The organism is Pseudomonas huaxiensis (assembly GCF_003231275.1).
Lineage (GTDB): Bacteria > Pseudomonadota > Gammaproteobacteria > Pseudomonadales > Pseudomonadaceae > Aquipseudomonas > Aquipseudomonas huaxiensis.
The window spans coordinates 116,235-132,095 of the sequence record NZ_QKVL01000008.1; the positions used below are offsets into that span (position 1 = coordinate 116,235).

The following is a 15,861-nucleotide window of genomic DNA, read 5'->3' on the forward strand; positions in this document are numbered from 1 at the left end:
CCTCAGACCTTTTCCACGTTCACGAGAAACGCCTTGTATTCCGGCGTATGGGTATTGGAGTCGCCGACGCCGGGGGTCAGGGTGTTGGCCAGGAAACCTTTGCGCGCTGCACCTTCGTAGCCCCAATGGCACGGGATACCGATGGTGTCCACGGGCTGGCCGTCGATGGTCAGACGCTGGATGCGCTTGGTCACCACGGCCTTGGCCTTGATGTAGCCGCGCTGGGTACTGACCTTGACCCGATCGCCCTGCTTGATGCCTTTTTCCGCCGCGAGTTTTTCGCCGATCTCGACGAACTGCTCGGGCTGGATGATTGCATTGAGCCGGGAGTGCTTGGTCCAGTGACGGAACAACTCGGTGATCGAATAGGTGGTGGCGACGTACGGGAACTGCTCGCGCTTGCCCATCCGTGAGCGGTCGTGGTCGTAGATCCGTGCGGTCGGGCTGTAGGTCACGGCCGGGTGCAGCGGGTTGCTCGCCAACGGGCTTTCGGTCGGCTCGTAGTGCTCGGGGAACGGCCCGTCGTTGAGCGCGCCCACTGAGAACAACCGGCCCACACCTTCGGGCAGCATGATGAACGGGCAGGTGCCCGTGCCGGGGGCAATGGTCGGGGCGAAGTCCGGGACATCGACGCCGCTCCAGCGCGTGCCGTCCCAGCCGATCAGCTTGCGCTTCGGATCCCATGGGTTGCCGGCAGGGTCCGCCGAGGCGCGGTTGTACAGCACGCGGCGGTTTTGCGGCCAGGCCCAGGCCCAGCCCGGCGTGTTGCCCAGGCCCGAGTCGGTGTTGTCGCGACGGGCCATCTGGTTGCCTTGCTCGGTCCAGCAACCTGCGAAGATCCAGTTGAAGCACACGGTGCTGCCGTCATCGCGCAGTTGGCCGAAGTCGTTGAGCAACTGGCCCTTGCGCAGGATCAGCGCGCCCTTGTCGTCGAACAGGTCGACCAGCGCGCGGCCGTTGGATTCCTTGGCCACTTCTTCGGGCTTGGGGTCCAGCGGGTCGGCGTAATCCCAGGCCATGTTGAGCAGCGGCGCAGGGTTGGCACCGCCTTCCTTCTGGTACAGCTCGCGCAGCTTCATGAACAGGTGACCGAGGATCTTGCCGTCGTGCCAGGCCTCGCCGGGTGGCGCGGCACCCGCCCAGTGCCATTGCAGCCAGCGCGAGGAGTTGACGATCGAACCGTCTTCCTCGGCGAAGCAGGAGGAGGGCAGGCGGAACACTTCGGTCTGGATCGCCGCAGTGTCGACGTTGTGCTCTTCGCCGTGGTTCTTCCAGAAGCTCGAGGTTTCGGTCGCCAGCGGGTCGATGATCACCAGGAACTTGAGCTTGGCCAGGGCTTCCTGAGCCTTGTTCTTGTCCGGGAACGCCGCCACCGGGTTGAAGCCCTGGGCGATGTAGCCGTTGACCTTGCCTTCGTACATGCGGTTGGTGAAGTTGATGACGTCGTAGCTGTCATCCCACTTCGGCAGCCAGTCGAAGCCCCAGTCGTTTTCCTTGGTGGCCTTGTCGCCCCAGAAGCTCTTCATCAGGCTGACGAAGAATTTCGGGGTGTTCTTGTAGTAGTTGACCTGGTCGGGCAGCACCGCGCTCGGCGTGGTCTGCTTGAGGTAGGTGGCGAGGTCGGTCTGGGCGTCGGAGGGCAGGTTCATGTAGCCCGGCAGGCGCAGCGACAGCAGGCCGAGGTCGGTGTAGCCCTGGATGTTGGAGTGACCGCGCAGGGCGTTGACGCCGCCGCCGGCCATGCCGATGTTGCCCAGCAGCAACTGGAGCATCCCCGAGCCGCGGATCATCTGTGCGCCGTTGGTGTGGTGGGTCCAGCCCAGCGCATAGAGGAAGGTGGCGGTCTTGTCCGGGGCGCTGGTCTCGCCGAGGATTTCGCAGATCTTCAGGAAGTCTTCCTGCGCGGTGCCGCAGACATTGCTGACCATTTCCGGGGTGTAGCGGGCGACGTGGGCCTTGAGCAGGTTCCACACGCAACGCGGGTGGCTCAGGCTCATGTCGCGTCTGGCGAAACCGTTTTCGTCCAGCTCATAGTTCCACGAGGCGCGGTCGTAGCTGCGCTTGGTGGCGTCATAGCCGCTGAACAGGCCCTCGTCGAAGTGGTAGTCCTCGCGCACGATCAGGCTGGCGTTGGTGTAGGCGCGGACGTACTCGTGCTGCACTTTGTCGTGGGTGATCAGGTAATTGACCATGCCCATCAGGAAGGTCACGTCGGAGCCGGCACGCACCGGCGCGTAGATATCCGCCACCGCGGCGCTGCGGTTGAAGCGCGGATCGACCACGATAACCTTGGCGCCGTTGCGGATCTTCGCCTCGATCACCCACTTGAAGCCTACCGGGTGCGCCTCGGCGGGGTTGCCGCCCATGATCATCACGACGTTGGCGTTCTTGATGTCCACCCAACTGTTGGTCATCGCACCGCGGCCGAAGGTCGGCGCCAGCGCGGCTACGGTCGGCGCATGGCAGACCCGGGCCTGGCTGTCGGTGCCGAGGATGCCCAGGGCACGGGTGAAGCGCTGGTCCAGCGAGCCGGTCTCGCTGCTGGCCGCCGAGGAGCAGAGCATGCCGGTGCTGAGCCAGCGGTTGACGGTGACGCCCTTGGCGTTCTTCTCGATGAAGTTGGCGTCGCGGTCGTCCTTCATCAGGCGCGCGATGCGCTCGATGGCGTAGTCCCAACTGACCCGCTGCCATTTGTCCGAGCCCGGCGCGCGGTACTCGGGGAACAGCAGGCGCTGGTCGCTGTGGATGTAGTCCACCAGCCCCGCGCCTTTCGGGCACAGCGAGCCGCGGCTGACCGGATGATCCGGGTCGCCTTCGATGTGGAAGATGCGCGCCTTGGCGTTCTTCGCGCCGTCGCCGAGGCTGTACATCAGCAGGCCGCAGCCCACCGAACAATACGTGCAGTTGTTGCGGGTTTCCTTGGCGCGCAGCAGTTTGTACTGCCGCGATTGGGTGGCTTGGGCCATACCCGGCGCAAATCCCAGGGTGGCGCAGGTCGCGGTGGCCGCGCCGACGGTGCACAGTTTGAAGAACTGTCGTCTACCCAGTCCCATGATTATCTCCTTATTACGGACGACCTCACGAAACGGCCGTGCACAGGAGTGCCCGCCGGGAAAAGCGTCAGGATCGGTAAGTGGTCTTCAGGCAAAAGCATGCAGGGAATACGCCGCTGTCCCTTCTCGGGGGAGGACTATTTGTCGCATTCGCGGGGGAGTGTATTCCCGTGTTTTTTGTGTGACTAATCGACCTTGTTGATGGCGTGATCGATTCTGTCTATTGGCGCACAAAAAACAGGGTTTTCTGGGCTGGCCCGGCCAGTGCTACAGTCGCTCCCTTTTGCGTTCACAGAGGTGAAACATGCGCACTGTATTGGCGATCGTCGCCGCGACCCTGCTGGCGGGCTGCGCCTCGTCGGCCATGAACCAGGCCCGGGTTGGCCAACCGGACAGGATTTTCAATTCGACCAAAGACGTAGCCAAGGTCGCCGAGTGCACCCAGTTCACCTGGCAGGACGAGGCTTCCTTCGGCGTCGATGCCAGTGGCTATCTGGAACAGGTGAACGGTGTGGTCACGGTTTCCACCCGCAGCGGCGAGTACTTTGCCGACATCACCGCGGCCGGCGCCGGCAGCCTGATCAAGTTCTACGCGCAGAAAGACGACGCCCTGGCGCAGCGCCGTATGGCAGCTCTGGCCACCTGCCTTTGAGCGCGCGCATATACTGAAGTCACGATACCGGCGTTCTGCCGGTATCGACCGCCCTTGGCCGCACTGGCCGGGCGCGTTGATCATCCTCGCCATTTGTGGGGGCGCGAGCGGACAACCTGTTGGAGGTGTCTCATGAGCCAGTATCAACGAATCTTCATGATCGCCGCGCCCAGCCTGCGGCATACCCCGGCTCTGGAACGCGCCGTGGCGATTGCCAAGGCCACCGATGCGGCCCTGCACATCGCGGTTTTTATCGAAGAAGGCGACCTGCTCGGACGTATGGCCAGCGGTTCGGCGCTGCGCCAGTCGATGGAGCAAGAGGCCTGGACCTGGCTGCGCGACGAAGCCGGGCAACTGCGCCACGACGGCCTGGAAGTGACCTGCGAAGTGCAGGTGAGTCGCGAGGTGCTGAAAGACATCATCGAACATGTTGAAGAGATGCAGCCGGACCTCGTGGTCAAGGACGTGCATCACGAGTCCGCCCTGCGCCGGGTTTTTCTCACTCCGCCGGACTGGCATTTGCTGCGTGATTGCCCGGTGCCGCTGCACCTGGTCAGCGAGGTGCGCTGCCCGTTGCCACGGGTAATCATCGCCGCCGTCGATACCCTTCACCCGGACAGCCAGCACACCCGCATCAACGAACGGGTGATCCGCGCCGCCAACGCCATGGCCGTGCAATGCGATGCCGAGCTGCACCTGCTGCATGCCTGGGACGTGGCCGAGACCCACGTCGCCGACTTTGGGGCTGGCGCGGTGACCATGCCCGGGTTCAACAGCGAAGTGCGGCGTTCGGCGCAACTGGCGTTCGAGCACCTGGCTGACAGCCGCGGCGTGCCCGAGGCCAACCGGCATTTCGTCAGCGGTCCGGCGAGCCATGCGATTGGCGAATATGCCGGGCATCATCGGGCGGATGTGATCGTCATGGGCAGCAGCCAGCGGCGCGGCGCGAGCGGGTTGCTGGGCAGTACGACCGAGCATGTGTTGCAGCATTTGCCGTGCAATGTGCTGGCGGTGCGCGGGGAGGGCTGACCTGCTCTTGGTGATTTCTGCAACGTGTAGGGTGTAGGAGCGGCTGTTAGCCGCTCCTACAGGTTGTCGTGCGCTTACCACCTCACCCGCACCCCCAGATTGCCGATCAACCCATTCAAATCGTTGTCATCCACATCGCTGCTGTAGTCCGCGCTGACGAACAGCGCCACCTTCGGCGTGACCCGCGCCACCAGTCCCAAGCCCAGTTCCACAGTGGCCGAATTGCGCCCGCTGCTGATCTTGTCGACCTTGTCCAGCGTAACGGTGTCGGCGTTGGAGAAGTCGTACCAGACGTTGGTTCGCACATAGGGTTCGATCGGCATACCGCGCACTTCATAGTGCCCGGACAACCGCGCACCGACCCGGCCGCTCCAGCTCGGCTGGCCGTCCAGCGCCTGCAAGGCATCAGCCTGCGCCGGGTTGCCGGCGAAGTACTGCTGGTTGATCAACTGCGCCTGTGGCTCGATCACCCAGTTCTTGCCCAGGCCAATCGGAAAACCACCTTCCACCGAGAACGTCAGCGCATGCCCGTCGCCATCGATGCGTTCGCCAGCGGCATTGCGCCCGCTGGCGTCGAAGCGGGTGCCCATGGCCACGGCGTCGACATGCCAGCCCTGGTCATGCTGCAGGCTCCAGTACATCCCCAGGCTTTCGCCTTCCAGGCGGACGTTGTTCTGCCGTTCGCCCACGCTTGGGCGCTTGCCGTCGAAGCCGCTTTGCAGGGTGCTGTGCCCGACGAAAATCCCCGCCCGGTGCGTGCTGCCGCCGGCGGTTTCGCGGATGAACAGGTCAGGGCTCATGCGCAGATCGCTGCCCGGTGCCTGCAAGCGGGCATCGGTTTGCTCCGGCTTGCTCGCGGTCGGGAAGAATTGCGCCCATTGGCTCTGCATCATCTCCGGTTGCGCCAGGCCGCTGCGTTCGGCCATGCGCTCGGAAAAGGCGCTCAGGGTGTCGCGCCCAAGCCCCGGAAAACTCACCGGTTGCAGGGACAGGGTGGGGACGTCGAGTTTGAACAGCGGGTCCTGGTCTTCCAGGCCGATTGCTTGTGATTCCACCGGGGTTGCCATGAGCAGCGACGTGGAAACCGCAAAGAAAATCGACTCAAGGCCTGTGGCCGTCGACGGTTTTTTCATGGCGGATCTCCTCTGTGTAACAGCCAAGGGTCTGGCCTGATGTCACGGCCTGCAAACCAGCACAGAGGGGCGACCCAAACCAGCAAAACGATCCCCGACCCGCGCGCGAACGCGCGAGCTAGAGGCTCGGATTGAGTTTTAACGGGTGTAGCTAAGTTTGAGTCAAGGAGACGGGAGGCAAGGCGTCAAGATTGTGTGAAACCCGTGTGAAGAGATCGATGATCCGCCTAAGTGGCTGAATAACCGAGGACTTGAGCGCTGCATAGTCAGAGAGTGAATTTACAGTGGCCCTGCTATTTCGAATGGTTGCAGGTGGCGGGCGAATTGCGTGTGAGAGGGCGGTGAATCTGTAGAACCCACGGCACACATTGGCGTATTCAGGCGAGGTGTAGCGGCTGCGGTGAGTAGCGTTGGCGCATTAAAGGCGTGCTGCTAATGACGATTCGGTTGGCAAGACTGACATTTTTGTCAGGTGTATTTTTTCGAGTCCCGTTCAGTATGGAGGTACCGCTACGGTGAGGGAGGATGGATGATGGCCTACGTCATTACGGATAAATGCAAAAACGACACGTCATGCCTGAATGTGTGCCCGGCTGATTGCATCTTCCAGGGCAACAACACACTGGTGATAGACCCCGATATGTGTATCGATTGTGACGAGTGCGCGAAAGAGTGCCCGCATCACGCGATCTACTTCGATGAAGAGGTTTCCAATCGAAAATTCATAGAGATCAATTTGGATCAAACCCGTACTCACCGTGAAGCAAGCAGGAAGTGAGCAACCACACGACGCGCCGCGCCGCCCGGTTCGTGGGCGGCGCGGCGGGTGCTGGCGTCAATCTTCGTCCCGCTGCAGTTCCAGCAGCAACAGGCTACGCCCGGTGACCTGGAATTCGCTGCCGAAGTCGAGCTTGTGACCCTTGCGCAGGGTCGGCCGGTCGGTGTCGATCAGGCAGTTCCAGTATTCGCCCTGGGGTACTTCGGGCAGGGTGAAGGCGACGGTGTCGTGGTGGGCGTTGACGATCAGCAGCAGCGTCGCGTCGGCACCCGGCTTGGGAATCCCGCTGGCCTGCGCGCGGCCGTCCATCAACATGCCGAGGCAGCGGCCCTGGCTGTCTTCCCATTGCTCCACGGTCATCTCGCTGGCATCGGGCGCCAGCCAGGTGACGTCCTTGACGCCGATGGCCTCGTTGTAGTCGCCGACCAGGAACCGCGCCCGGCGCAGTATCGGGTAGGCCTGGCGCAGGCGGGTCAGGCGCTTGACGAACTTGAGCAGTGCGGTGCCGTCTTCGTCCAGGTCCCAGTTGATCCAGCCGATCTCGCTGTCCTGGCAGTAGGCGTTGTTGTTGCCGTGCTGGGTGCGGCTGAATTCGTCGCCGGCAACGATCATCGGTGTGCCCTGGGCCAGCAGCAGGGTGGCGAAGAAGTTGCGCATCTGGCGCAGACGCAGGGCTTTGATTTCAGGGTCGTCGGTGGGACCTTCGGCGCCGTGGTTCCAGGACAGGTTGTTGTTGCTGCCGTCCTGGTTGTTCTCGTCGTTGTCCTCGTTGTGCTTGTCGTTGTACGAGACCAGATCGCGCAGGGTGAAACCGTCGTGGGCGGTGATGAAGTTGACCGAGGCGTAGGGCCGCCGGCCGCGGCGATTGAACAGCTCGCCGGACGCGGTCATGCGCGCCGCGAAGTCCGCGAGCTGGCCTTCGTCGCCTTTCCAGAAGGCCCGCACGGTGTCGCGGAAACGGTCGTTCCATTCCGCCCAGCCGGGGGCGAAGTTGCCTACCTGATAACCGCCGGGGCCGCAGTCCCAGGGCTCGGCGATCAACTTCACCTGGCTCAGCAGCGGATCCTGGCGGCAGGCGACGAGGAAGCTGTGACGCTCGTCGAAGCCTTCGTGGTAGCGCCCGAGAATGGTCGCCAGGTCGAAGCGGAAGCCGTCCACGTGCATCTCGCCAGCCCAGTAGCGCAGCGAGTCGGTGACCAGTTGCAGCACACACGGGTGGCTCAGGTCGAGGGTATTGCCGGTGCCGGAATCGTTGATGTAGTAGCGCTTGTCGTCGGGCATCAGGCGGTAGTAAGAGGCGTTATCGATGCCGCGCATCGACAGGGTCGGGCCCAGCTCGTTGCCCTCGGCGGTGTGGTTGTAGACCACGTCGAGGATCACCTCCAGGCCGGCGTCGTGCAGGTGCGCGACCATTTCCTTGAATTCGGCGATCTTGCCCTTGGCCAGGTAACGCGGATGCGGCGCGAAGAAGGCGATGCTGTTGTAGCCCCAATAGTTATTCAGGCCCTTTTGCAGCAGGTGCTGGTCGTTGACGAAGGCATGGATCGGCAGCAGCTCGATGGCGGTCACGCCCAGTTGCTTGATGTGGTCCAGCAGTTCGTCGTTCATCAACCCGGCAAAGGTGCCGCGGGCGGCGTCCGGTACGCTCGGGTGACGCATGCTGATGCCGCGGGTGTGGGCTTCGTAGACGATGGTCTTTTCCCACGGCGTGCCGACGCGGCGGTCGCGGCCCCAGGTGTACGCGGGGTCGATGACCTTGCACTTGGGCACGAAAGGCGCGCTGTCGCGCTCATCGAAACTGAGGTCGCCGTCGGGGTGGCCGATGGTGTAGCCGAACAGCGCCTCGGACCATTTCAGGCCGCCCACCAGTTGCTTGGCGTAGGGGTCGATCAGCAGTTTGTTGGGATTGAAGCGGTGGCCGTTGCCCGGGTCATACGGGCCGTGCACCCGGTAGCCGTAGATCAGGCCAGGGTGGGCATCGGGCAGGTAGCCGTGGAAGATTTCATCGGTGTATTCCGGCAGTTCGATCCGCTCGATCTCGGTTTCGCCGCTGGCATCGAACAGACAGAGTTCCACCTTGGTGGCATTGGCCGAGAACAGGGCGAAGTTGACCCCCAGTCCGTCCCAGGTAGCACCCAGGGGAAAGGGCAGGCCTTCGCGAATGCGCGAGGGTTCGGTGTGGGCGATTTCGGAGTTATCGGTTCGACGGCTCATTGGGCACCTGAAGCGGGTTGACGGGAACGGCCAGCCGACGCGGTAGCAGGCGCTACCGCGGCGGGTGGTAAACGAAACGGGACCGGCGAAGGGTCAGAGCGGAGCGGGTTTCTTCGGTGTACGCGGCTTTTTCGCCGGCTCGCTCTTGGCCGTGGCGGCCTTGCCTGCGGTGGGCGCGGGCTCGGCTTTGGGCTTGGCGCTGGCACTGGCCTTGGGCTTTTTCGCAGTGCTGGCCTTGGGCGCCAACGCCTCGGCTTCGGCCAGCTTGCGCGCCATTTCCCAATGGCGCGCTTCATGGCCTTCCGGCTTACCCTCCGACTCCCAGATCTGATACGCGAATTCGCGAATACGTTTTTCCTCGACACTCATGGCTACGCTCCTGATGACTCAATGTGCTCAATGAAAAGATTCACGGGAAAGCGCTCCAGCGCGGTGTTCAGCCACAGCTCCCGGGAGCCGGGCTCCTTGATGCTTGTGACTGCACGCTGATCGAAAAGTCCCGTGCAATTGGCAGTGGACAAGGCGAACGGCAGGACCACCCGGGTATCGCCCCAGTTCTGCGCCGGGATCAAAGGGTGTGCGGTGTTGCCGAGCAGATTGCCGGCAAGGCGTGGAACGATGATGACGGCCCTTTGCTCTTCGCCAAGGCGGGCGAAGGCGAGGACTTTTCCGGCGTGCTCGCCACGGACTTCCAGCGGCAGGTAGTCGCCCCGCAGGAACAGCTCGGCGTATTGCCGGCGACGCTCCAGCACCTGGCCGATCAGTGCCTGCTTGACGCGACCGTCGCGCCACGCGGCAAGCAGCGTCTCGGGTGTCTGGCTGTCGTCGAGGGCCTGGCGGCGTGCAGCGAAGTCCACCGGGCGGCGGTTGTCCGGGTCGACCAGGCTGAAGTCCCAGAACTCGTTGCCTTGATACAGGTCGGGCACGCCTGGCGCGGTCATGCGCAACAGGCATTGGACCAGGCTGTTGAGCGCGCCGGGGCAGGCCAGCGCGTTGGCGGCGTCCGCCAGGGAATGGCGCAGTTGCTGGCACTGACGGTCCAGCAGCAGGCCGTTGATAAAGTCGGCGCAGGCTTCTTCATAGGCGGTATTGGGCGCGCTCCAGCTGCTGCGCAACTTGGCCTCGCGCAGCGCCTTGCGTTGCCATTCGTGCAGGCGGGCGGCGTAGCTGCGCAGCCCCGGTTCATCGTCGGCGCCCAGGTCCAGCGGCCAACTGCCGAGCAGGGTCTGGTAGAGCATCAGCTCATCGGCCGCAGTGGGTGCGGTGCCGTCGGCCAGTTCCTGACGCAGCGGCTCGGCCAGCTCGCGCCAGTGCTCGATGCGGCTGGCGAAGCCGTCAGCGCGCTCGCTGATCACTGCGAGGCGGGCGCGCAGGTCTTCACCGCGCTTGTGGTCGTGGGTGGCGGTGGCCAGCAGGTTGTCAGGGAACTCGGCAAGCCGTTGCTGGCAGTGGGCGTGGAAGTCTGCAGCGGGTGCACTGAAACGCTCGGCCTCGAAGCCCACGTCGTTGCGCGAAAGCAGCACCGCCGAGCGATAGAACGCGGTGTCTTCCACCGCCTTGGCGGCAGTCGGCGAGGTCAGTTGCTGGAAGCGCACGCAGGCATGGCGCAGTTGCTTGCGTGCCCGGCCCGGTGGCAACTGCCGCCAGGCCTGGCCGCCGAGCCAGCGTTGCAGGTAGTCGAGCACGGCGGCGTCGGCATCGCCGAGGCTGATCCGGGCCTGTTCCAAAGCGGACTGGAAAAACCCTTCGTCCTGCGCTGAACGCCCACAGGCGGTGATGTAGGTGCGGTAAACCGGGTAGTGCTCGACCAGCGCCTGCAAAGCGCGGCGGATCGCGCCGAAGGTCAGGTCGCGACTCATCACGTCATTGCGCGCTACCTGCAACAGCGCTTGAGCCACCGACTCGAAATCGCCGGCGAGGCTGCCTTGCAGCACCAGTTGCCGGGCCTGACGGACTTCCTCGCTGAACGGCGGGCGCTCAGTGAGTTCATGCCACAGCTCGGCGAGCGGTGCGGCGCCGGCCGGATCGTGTTGCAGCAACGACACCTGGTTCATGAATTCATAGCCGGTGGTGCCGTCCACCTGCCAGTCGCGGTGCAGGCTTTCGCCGACGCCGAGGATCTTCTCGACATAGATCGGCAAGTGCTCCAGCGCCGCGCTCAAGGGCCGTTGCGCCAGCAGGGCACGGGTCCGACGGCGCAGCTTGCGGCAATAGCCACGCGGGTCGGCGAGGCCGTCGATATGGTCGATGCGCAGGCCGTCCACCAGACCGCGGGCGATCAATTCGAAAACCTTGCCGTGGGTGGCTTCGAACACGGTGGGCCGCTCCACCCGCAGGCCGCCCAGTTCATTGACATCGAAGAAGCGCCGCCAGTTGATGTCGTCCGCCGCAGTGCGCCAGCTCGCCAGCCGATAGTGCTGGCGCTCCAGCAGCCCGTGCAGACGGGTGAAACCGCTTTCCTGGCGGCCATCGAAGCCTTCCAGCAGGCGCTCGATGTCCACCGCGACCTGAGCCAGCCGGGCCAGGTCGATCAGTTCGCGGTGCAGCGGCTCGGCGGCGTCGGCGTCTTGCAAGGCGGCGAAGCGCCCGGCCAGGTCGCGCAGGCTCGACAACTGGCTGGCGGCCAACACCAGCGCGTAATCCGGCGGGCTGATGGGGAAGCGGTGTTCGTGGTGATGAATCTGGAAGCGCCCTGTGCTTGCCGAGAAGCGCAGCGGCGCATCGCCGTTCTGCAGCACCTTGCCGTAGTCGTCGGCGAGGAAGGGCAGCAGCAACTGGCCTTCCAGTAGCGGATCGGGTGAATGCCACTGGATGTCGAAGAACTCCGCGTAACGGCTGCGCCGGCCCCAGGCCAGCAGGTCTTGCCACCAGGGGTTGTGCTCGCCGCCCACGGCCATGTGGTTGGAGACGATATCGAGAATCAGGCCCATGCCGTGCTGACGCAGCGCCGTAACCAGGCGTTCCAGCGCCGCCTCGCCGCCCAGCTCCGGGCTGACCCGGGTCGGATCGACCACGTCGTAGCCGTGCCGTGAACCGGGCCGGGCTTCCAGCAGCGGCGATGCATAGACGTGGCTGATGCCGAGCCGTGCGAAGTACGGCACCAGCGGCACCGCGTCATCGAGGGTGAAGTCGGCGTGGAATTGCAGGCGCAGGGTCGCGGTCAAGGCACTCATCGATCACGCTCCCAGGCTTGTTCGCGGGCTTGGGCAAGCAATTCCAGGCGCCGTGCAGCGTCGTAGTCGTCGAGCAGGTCGCGAGCCGGCGGAGCAAAGCGCCGGCACCAGTTGGGATGGCCTTCGGTGGTACCGGGCAGGTTTGGTTGTTCGTCCACGCCCAGCAGGTCTTCCAGCGGCAGCAGCACCAACGGCGCCCGGGTGTGGCCGAGCAGGCGCACGGCGGCGTCGATGGCGGTGTCGTCGTTGTCCATGGGTTGGTTGTAGTTGCGTTCGAGCAACTGGCGCAGGCCACGGATTTCAGTCTGCCGGGCGTCGCGCCAGTGCCGTTCGGTCAGGGCGTCGATCAGGTGCAGGCGGTGGTTCCAGTCGATGTCCCGCGACGACAGCCAGCCGGCCAGCGGCGGTAAGTCGTGGGTGCTGGTGGTGGCGAGGGCATTGTCCGGCCAGTCGAGGATCGGCTTGAAATGCCCGGGCGGGTCCTGTTCGAACAGCAGCACGCGCATGCCGAGAATGCCCCGCGCCGCGAGTTTCTCGCGCAGGCCGGCGGGCACGGTGCCGAGGTCTTCGCCGAGAACGATGGCGCTGTGGCGCACCGATTCCAGGGCGAGCAGGCGCAGCAGGTCGTCCAGCGGGTAGTGCAAGTAGGCGCCGGCGCCGGCCGCGGCGCCGTTGGGTATCAGCCAGAGCCGTTGCAGGCCCATCACGTGGTCGATGCGCAGGCCGCCGGCATGGGCGAAGTTGGCCCGGAGCATTTCGATAAAGGCGCGGTAGCCGTTGCGGCGCAGGCCTTTGGGCGAAAAGGCGCAGATGCCCCAGTTCTGCCCGGCGCGGTTGAGGATGTCTGGTGGTGCACCGACGTGCAGGTCGGCGAGCAGTTCGTCCTGGCGGCTCCAGGCCTGGCTGCCGGCGCCGTCGACACCCACCGCGAGGTCAGCGATCAGGCCAACCGCCATGCCCTGGCCGCGTGCTGCCTGTTGCGCTCGTTCCAGGCCGCGCGCCACCAGCCATTGGCAGAAGGCGTAGTACTCGATGGCGGCCGGGTAGTTGTCGGCGAACTGCGCGACTTCCACGCTGCGCGGCTCGCGCCAGCCGTCCCACCAGCGTCGCCAGTCCTGGCTACTGCCCTTGGTGGCGGCGGCGTCGAGCAGGGCTTCATAGCGGCAATGGTCTTCCAGCGCCTGGCCACCGGCCTTGCGAAAGCTGGTGAAGTCCTCGCGTTGCGGGTGGTCGCCGCGGCTGAAGTCGCGGTACAGCACGCGCAATAGTTTCTGCTTGGCGCCGGCCGCCCGGGGCCAGTCGATCAGCGGCAACTGTTCCAGCTCGTCGAACGGTTGTTCCAGGCTTTCCCGCGCCACGCGCACGGCGCGCTCGCCAAGAAGGATTTCCGGGCTGGCGTAGAGGCTGTTGAAAAACAGCCGACTGGACGGCGAATAGGGGCTGTAGGTGTGGCTGTTGTTGGCGAACATGGCGTGGGTCGGGCTGATCGCCAGGGCATCGGCGCCACGTTCGGCGGCACTGCGGGCCAGGGCTTCCAGCGCCAGACAGTCGCCGAAGCCGCCGTCACCCTGGCGGCGCAGGCTGTAGAGCTGGGCGCCGATGCCCCAGCCGCGCGGGGTCGGATGGTCTTTGGCGTCGGCGAGGGTGAAGCAGCGCAGAGGCGCCACGGCAAGGGTGAAGCCCTGGCCGTTGATGCTCAGGCGGTGATAGCCGATCGGCAGGCCAGCGGGCAAGGCCGCCTGGGCGTCCAGGCGCAGGGCCTGTTCGCTGCCGTCTTCGAGCACGGCGTGACACAGGTTGCCGGCGTCGAACCAGTGCGCCAGCGGCAGGGCTTCGCCGAGGTCGACGGTCAATAGCGGCGGCAGGTGCTGGGCATCCTCGGCCTGATCCAGGGCTTTGATGCTGTGGGCGACGCTGTCGGCGTCCTCGGCGGGATGGCCGAGCGCGGCGAGGATGGCACGCAAGTCCGGATCGCTGACCTTTTGCGCCTTGCCGTTGGCGTCGATCCAGTCGACGGCCAGGCCCGCAAGGCGGGCCAGGTGGTGCAGATGGAGGTCACTCATTGGGCAGACTCCGCAGCGGAAGGAGGAATGCGGCTGACCAGGGCGCTGAAGGGGGGCAGGATCCCTGGTTGTTGCACTGCTTCAGTGCATTGAAACAACGGTTGATGACGCTCGGTCAGGTCCGATTGCACCGGTTCCGGGCCGAGGTTGAGGTCGATGCGCAGCTCGCTGCCGTCGCCCAGCCGCCAATGGGCGCTGAGTGCCTTGTCGCCGAGCACCTGGGTGCCCAGCGCCCGGGCGCCGTCGAGGTGCGGCACGATGTGATGGCGGCGCAGCGTCAGCAGCTGTTGGTAGAAGTCTTCCCAGGCGGCGCTGTGGCTGTTGCGCCGGGGGCGGGAGTCGATAAAGGTCTGCAGCGCATTGGGATCGGGAATCTGCTCGCGGCGCTCTGGCGCGCTGAACGCGGCGAAGCCCTGGAACTCGGCGCGGCGGCCCTCGCGCACGGCATCGGCCAGTTCGTCGTGGTGATCGGTGAAGAACAGAAACGGCTGTTCGCTGGCCCATTCATCGCCCATGAACAGCAGCGGAATCATCGGCGAGAGCAGCAGCAGGGTGGTCGCGGCGCGCAGTGCGCGGGGCTCGCACAAGGTCGACAGGCGCTCGCCGAAGGCGCGGTTGCCAGTCTGGTCGTGGTTCTGCAGGAACAGCACGAAAGCGCTCGGCGGCAAGTGCCCGCTGGGTTCGCCGCGCGGCCGGCCATGGCGGTCGGCTTCGCCCTGGTAGACGAAGCCCTCGCTCAGGCTGCGGGCCAGGCGCTGCGCCGGTTGCTGGCGGAAATCGGCGTAATAGCCTTCTTCCTCGCCCGTGAGCAGCACATGCAGGGTGTTGTGCCCGTCATCGTTCCACTGCGCGTCGAAATCGGCCCCGAGCAGGTGCGCCTGGTTGAACTCGTTTTCCAGCACCAGCCAGCAGTGGCGGTCCGGAGCACAGTGCTGGCGCACGGCGCCGGACAATGCGCGAAGAAAGTCCGGGTCGTCGATGGCATGCACCGCATCCAGGCGCAGGCCGTCAAAACGGTAGTCGTTGAGCCACATCAGGGCATTTTCGATGAAGAAGTCGCGCACCTCCGTGCGGCGAAAATCGATGGCCGCGCCCCACGGGGTTTGCCGGTCTTCGCGGAAAAACTCGCTGGCGTAGTGGTGCAGGAAGTTGCCGTCGGGGCCGAAGTGGTTGTAGACCACGTCCAGCAGCACCATCAGGCCGAGGCCGTGGGCCTGGTCGATCAGCGCTTGCAGTTGTTCCGGCGAGCCGTAGCTGTGCTGCGGGGCAAAGGGCAGGACTCCGTCGTAGCCCCAGTTGCGCTCGCCGGGAAACTCGCCGATGGGCATCAGTTCGATCGCGGTGATGCCCAGTTCGGCCAGGCGCGGCAATTCGTTCATAACCCCGGCGTAGCCGCCGAGCAGCCCGACATGCAGTTCCTGGATCACCGCTTCGGACCAGGGCCGACCGCGCCAGTCGTCGTGCCGCCAGTGGTAGCGCTGCGCGGCGATGACCTGGCTGGGGCCGTGTACGCCCTGGGGCTGCGAGCGGGACGCTGGGTCGGGGACCGACAGCTCGCCGTCGATGCGGTAGCGATAGAGGCTGCCCGCTGGACAGCGCCGTTGCAGGCGAAACCAGCCGTCGGCCTCGGGGGCCATGGCGAAGGTTGCGCCATCGAGTTCGAGTTCGACGTTGCGGGCATCGGGCGCCCACAAGGCGAAGCGGGTGCGCTGGCCATCCTCGACCAGCGCCCCGTGGTTGAACCGCAGGGGCAGGGGCGGCATGGC

10 protein-coding genes are annotated in these 15,861 nt (G+C 65.0%); 3 read left to right on the plus strand and 7 right to left on the minus strand.

Going from position 1 to position 15,861, the window contains the following annotated elements:
* Positions 1-2 precede the first annotated feature (2 nt).
* Positions 3-3,053, minus strand: a complete 3,051-nt coding sequence (gene fdnG, locus DM374_RS12240; protein WP_110970039.1) for a formate dehydrogenase-N subunit alpha — start codon at positions 3,051-3,053, stop codon at positions 3-5.
* Positions 3,054-3,357: 304 nt separating this feature from the next.
* On the opposite strand from fdnG, the gene DM374_RS12245 reads away from it, so the two are divergent.
* Both DM374_RS12245 and DM374_RS12250 read left to right on the plus strand, forming a co-directional pair.
* Positions 3,358-3,705 carry a hypothetical protein gene (locus DM374_RS12245; protein WP_110970040.1) on the plus strand — a complete coding sequence of 116 codons (348 nt, stop codon included), beginning with the start codon at positions 3,358-3,360 and terminating at the stop codon, positions 3,703-3,705.
* A 132-nt stretch (positions 3,706-3,837) separates the two neighbouring features.
* The gene (locus DM374_RS12250) at positions 3,838-4,734 is read left to right on the plus strand and encodes a universal stress protein (protein WP_110970041.1); all 897 of its coding nucleotides are present in this window, start codon (positions 3,838-3,840) and stop codon (positions 4,732-4,734) included.
* Positions 4,735-4,808: 74 nt separating this feature from the next.
* Here DM374_RS12250 and DM374_RS12255 read toward each other — a convergent pair whose 3' ends face one another.
* A complete protein-coding gene (locus tag DM374_RS12255; RefSeq protein ID WP_110970042.1) occupies positions 4,809-5,867 on the minus strand; it encodes an autotransporter domain-containing protein in 1,059 nt (352 codons plus the stop codon).
* 529 nt (positions 5,868-6,396) lie between these two features.
* Here DM374_RS12255 and DM374_RS12260 point away from each other — a divergent pair.
* Positions 6,397-6,645, plus strand: coding sequence for an indolepyruvate ferredoxin oxidoreductase subunit alpha (locus DM374_RS12260; RefSeq protein WP_110970043.1), 249 nt, complete (start codon positions 6,397-6,399; stop codon positions 6,643-6,645).
* 57 nt (positions 6,646-6,702) lie between these two features.
* On the opposite strand, the gene glgX is transcribed toward DM374_RS12260, so the two are convergent.
* The 5 genes from glgX to treZ all read right to left on the minus strand — a co-directional run bounded on the left by glgX (position 6,703) and on the right by treZ (position 15,858).
* Positions 6,703-8,859, minus strand: coding sequence for a glycogen debranching protein GlgX (gene glgX, locus DM374_RS12265; RefSeq protein ID WP_110970044.1), 2,157 nt, complete (start codon positions 8,857-8,859; stop codon positions 6,703-6,705).
* 93 nt (positions 8,860-8,952) lie between these two features.
* A complete protein-coding gene (locus DM374_RS12270) occupies positions 8,953-9,228 on the minus strand; it encodes a DUF2934 domain-containing protein (protein ID WP_110970045.1) in 276 nt (91 codons plus the stop codon).
* 2 nt (positions 9,229-9,230) lie between these two features.
* Positions 9,231-12,032 carry a malto-oligosyltrehalose synthase gene (locus DM374_RS12275; RefSeq protein ID WP_110970046.1) on the minus strand — a complete coding sequence of 934 codons (2,802 nt, stop codon included), beginning with the start codon at positions 12,030-12,032 and terminating at the stop codon, positions 9,231-9,233.
* On the minus strand, positions 12,029-14,095 hold the full coding sequence (gene malQ, locus DM374_RS12280) for a 4-alpha-glucanotransferase (RefSeq protein WP_110970047.1): 2,067 nt from the start codon (positions 14,093-14,095) through the stop codon (positions 12,029-12,031). Before malQ ends, DM374_RS12275 begins: the two co-directional genes overlap by 4 nt.
* Positions 14,092-15,858, minus strand: coding sequence for a malto-oligosyltrehalose trehalohydrolase (gene treZ / locus DM374_RS12285; RefSeq protein ID WP_110970048.1), 1,767 nt, complete (start codon positions 15,856-15,858; stop codon positions 14,092-14,094). The genes malQ and treZ overlap by 4 nt, the downstream gene beginning before the upstream one ends.
* Positions 15,859-15,861: the final 3 nt, after the last annotated feature.

What these genes read in the sequence shown, in the direction of transcription:
- DM374_RS12270 (WP_110970045.1), bottom strand. Translation starts at nt 9,228, where the DNA reads ATGAGTGTCGAGGAAAAACGTATTCGCGAATTCGCGTATCAGATCTGG.
- glgX (WP_110970044.1), bottom strand. Translation starts at nt 8,859, where the DNA reads ATGAGCCGTCGAACCGATAACTCCGAAATCGCCCACACCGAACCCTCG.
- treZ (WP_110970048.1), bottom strand. Translation starts at nt 15,858, where the DNA reads ATGCCGCCCCTGCCCCTGCGGTTCAACCACGGGGCGCTGGTCGAGGAT.
- DM374_RS12275 (WP_110970046.1), bottom strand. Translation starts at nt 12,032, where the DNA reads ATGAGTGCCTTGACCGCGACCCTGCGCCTGCAATTCCACGCCGACTTC.
- malQ (WP_110970047.1), bottom strand. Translation starts at nt 14,095, where the DNA reads ATGAGTGACCTCCATCTGCACCACCTGGCCCGCCTTGCGGGCCTGGCC.
- DM374_RS12245 (WP_110970040.1), top strand. Translation starts at nt 3,358, where the DNA reads ATGCGCACTGTATTGGCGATCGTCGCCGCGACCCTGCTGGCGGGCTGC.
- DM374_RS12255 (WP_110970042.1), bottom strand. Translation starts at nt 5,867, where the DNA reads ATGAAAAAACCGTCGACGGCCACAGGCCTTGAGTCGATTTTCTTTGCG.
- fdnG (WP_110970039.1), bottom strand. Translation starts at nt 3,053, where the DNA reads ATGGGACTGGGTAGACGACAGTTCTTCAAACTGTGCACCGTCGGCGCG.
- DM374_RS12260 (WP_110970043.1), top strand. Translation starts at nt 6,397, where the DNA reads ATGATGGCCTACGTCATTACGGATAAATGCAAAAACGACACGTCATGC.
- DM374_RS12250 (WP_110970041.1), top strand. Translation starts at nt 3,838, where the DNA reads ATGAGCCAGTATCAACGAATCTTCATGATCGCCGCGCCCAGCCTGCGG.